At 67.1% G+C, this 2,426-nt stretch carries 2 protein-coding genes; one reads left to right on the plus strand and one right to left on the minus strand.

What is annotated here, in order from left to right; genetic code table 11:
- On the minus strand, nucleotides 1-398 hold a 398-nt coding region (locus AB0J09_RS62360), incomplete at its 3' end, for a hypothetical protein (RefSeq protein WP_360713618.1).
- A 394-nt stretch (nucleotides 399-792) separates the two neighbouring features.
- Between AB0J09_RS62360 and AB0J09_RS62365 the strand changes: the two genes are divergently transcribed.
- On the plus strand, nucleotides 793-2,426 hold a 1,634-nt coding region (locus AB0J09_RS62365), incomplete at its 3' end, for an FkbM family methyltransferase (protein ID WP_360713620.1).

The raw sequence follows: 2,426 nt of genomic DNA on the forward strand, positions 1-2,426 counted from the left end.
GGTGAGGGCATCGTGAGGGCGGACACGCCGCCAGCTGCGAGGAGAATGAGGAAGCGCCGTCGTTGCACGGGGCCACCGGCCCTTTCTGAGGCGTCGTGCAGGAATGTCGTGAGGTGATCTCCCGAGAGAGATGTAGCGGGGATCGCGTTGTCGAGCCAGCTGGGCCACCCCAGCCGGATGACCTCGTGGCTGGAGACGTCGAGGAGATCGGCCAGGGCCAGCTGGGTGTACTGGTCTGGTTTCGTGCCCTTCTTCCACCGGTCCAGTTTCTGCCGATGGCATCCCAGCCCTCCGTAGCCGAGGCGCGAGTGCCGCTCGGCGATGCGTCGGAGGAACGCTGCTGCTGTCCCTCCGTGGTGCCGAACCAAGTACTCGAGCAGGACCGCAATGTCTCTCACCGCTCGCCTCCCCAAGCCAGGCATGCCTGTTCAAGTGTCCACACTCCCACAGCCGTGCGAAAGAGGGCTGCGGTGCTGGATGACACCGAGATGACGAAAGGCCACCGCAGATGACGTTCGCGCCCTTCCACACCGGAGTGCTTCGAGCTCTTCTAGAGGAAGCGAAACCTGACGTCCACCTGCACCGTTGTCGCGCTGATCATGAAGCCGTTCCACCGCCACCTCGTCCGCCCGTGGCGCTGCCTCGCCACGCTTATCTGGCCAAAGGGGAATCGTGCCCATGCCATCGTCCAGCCTTGTACCGCACCGCACGCCGCACTCCGCTCACGAGCACGGCTCTGCTCGCGTGAGCGCCAGCAGACTCGTGTGTGAGAGGTCTGCCTGGGACAACGCGATGGGTACCCGGGATGCAGAGCTGCTGCAGCGTACGGTCTACGCCCTCGTCCTGGCTCTGAACGGTGCTGGCGATACCCCCGCCGTCGCCTCGCCGGCTGAGGACCATCCGCAACCGTTGCTGTGGTCCATGCGCCTTGACCCCGCGCACTCCTTGCTGGATCACACGCGCCGGTGGATCGCGCGACGGCCAGCGCATCCCGCGGGCGCGCTCGCTGGATTGCGGGAGCTTGTCGAGGCGGGGTCCTTGCCTGGTTTCAGCTTCGCCGCTGGCGAGGATGAGTGTTTCGCACTACCGGAAGATCTTCCCTTGCACTGCGCGGCCGTCGTGACGGAGGAGGGCATGACCTGGACGTTATCCGCCCCGCGCGGGCCGATGTGCGAAGCCTGGTTGGAGGCCTTCCTCCACCAGGTGGCAGAGGTCCTGGCTGCCGCATGCGAGGATCCTGACCGGTCGTTGGCGGACCTGGCGGGTGCCGTCAGAGCCTCCCGGTTCGACGTCCGGTTGATCTCATCAGCGCGTTGTGACGACCTCGCCGCGTCGTTGACGGCTTGGGCCTCGACGATCGGCCTGCCGCTGAAGGCGCGCCACATCGAACCGGAACAGGCGTACCTGGCCGAGCTCCCCCAAGGCGTCCTGCACCCTCGTCCCTGGGGTGCGGACCTGGTCGTGATCGCCCCTCGTCTCGAAGCTCACGGCGAAGCCTCGACCCGCCCCGCAAGCAGCGATGACCTCACCGGCCGGCTCCCTGACGGGACTCCGATCGCCGAGCTCAACGCCAACGAGACACGCGAGCTGGTCGACGAGATCATGGTGCGGGGCCGGTACCTGCGCGCCGGCCTTCGAATCCAGGACGGGGACGTGATCCTCGACGTCGGCGCGAACATCGGCGTCTTCACGCTGTTTGCCGCCTCCCATGCCCGTCAGCTTCAGATTCACGCCTTCGAGCCGGTTCCGGCCGTGGCTGATGTACTCGAGACGAACATTCGTGCTCATGGGCTGAGCGCGCGTGTGGAGCGAGTGGCCCTCGGCGCTCGCGACGGGGAGGCGGATCTCGCGTACTATCCGGGCTCTACGTTGCAGTCCGGGCTGTTTGCCGACCCGGCGGCCGATGCGGAGGTCGTCCGCATCTACGCCCGTCAGCGCAGCGATGAGCATCGGGCAATCGCTGCCGGGCTGACGGAGAAGGTCGCCGAGACGCTCGCCCCGGTGATCCATGACCGGACCGCGGGTCCGCAGACGCTGACCGTCCCGGTCCGCCGCTTGTCGGGGTGGATCCGGCAGCAGAGCATCGACCGGATCAACCTGCTGAAGGTGGACGTCGAGCGCGCCGAACAGGACGTGCTGCTCGGGATCGATCCGGAGCACTGGCCTCTCATCGACCAAGTTGTTGCCGAGGTCCACGACATCAGCGGCCGCGTAGAACGCCTGGTCGCGTTGTTGGGCGCGCACGGTTTCGACACCACAGTGGAACAGGACCCCGCCTTTGCCGGATCAGAGATCCACATGCTGTACGCCCGCCGGCCTGACCAGGCTCGATCCGGCGCGCCGTGGGTCGGGCGGCAGATCGCCGATGCCGCCCGGTGGGCCATCTCCCGCCCGCTGCCCGTGGTGATCACGGCGCTGCCCGGCAT

The sequence above is a fragment of the Nonomuraea sp. NPDC049784 genome, from assembly GCF_040659615.1.
GTDB lineage: Bacteria > Actinomycetota > Actinomycetes > Streptosporangiales > Streptosporangiaceae > Nonomuraea.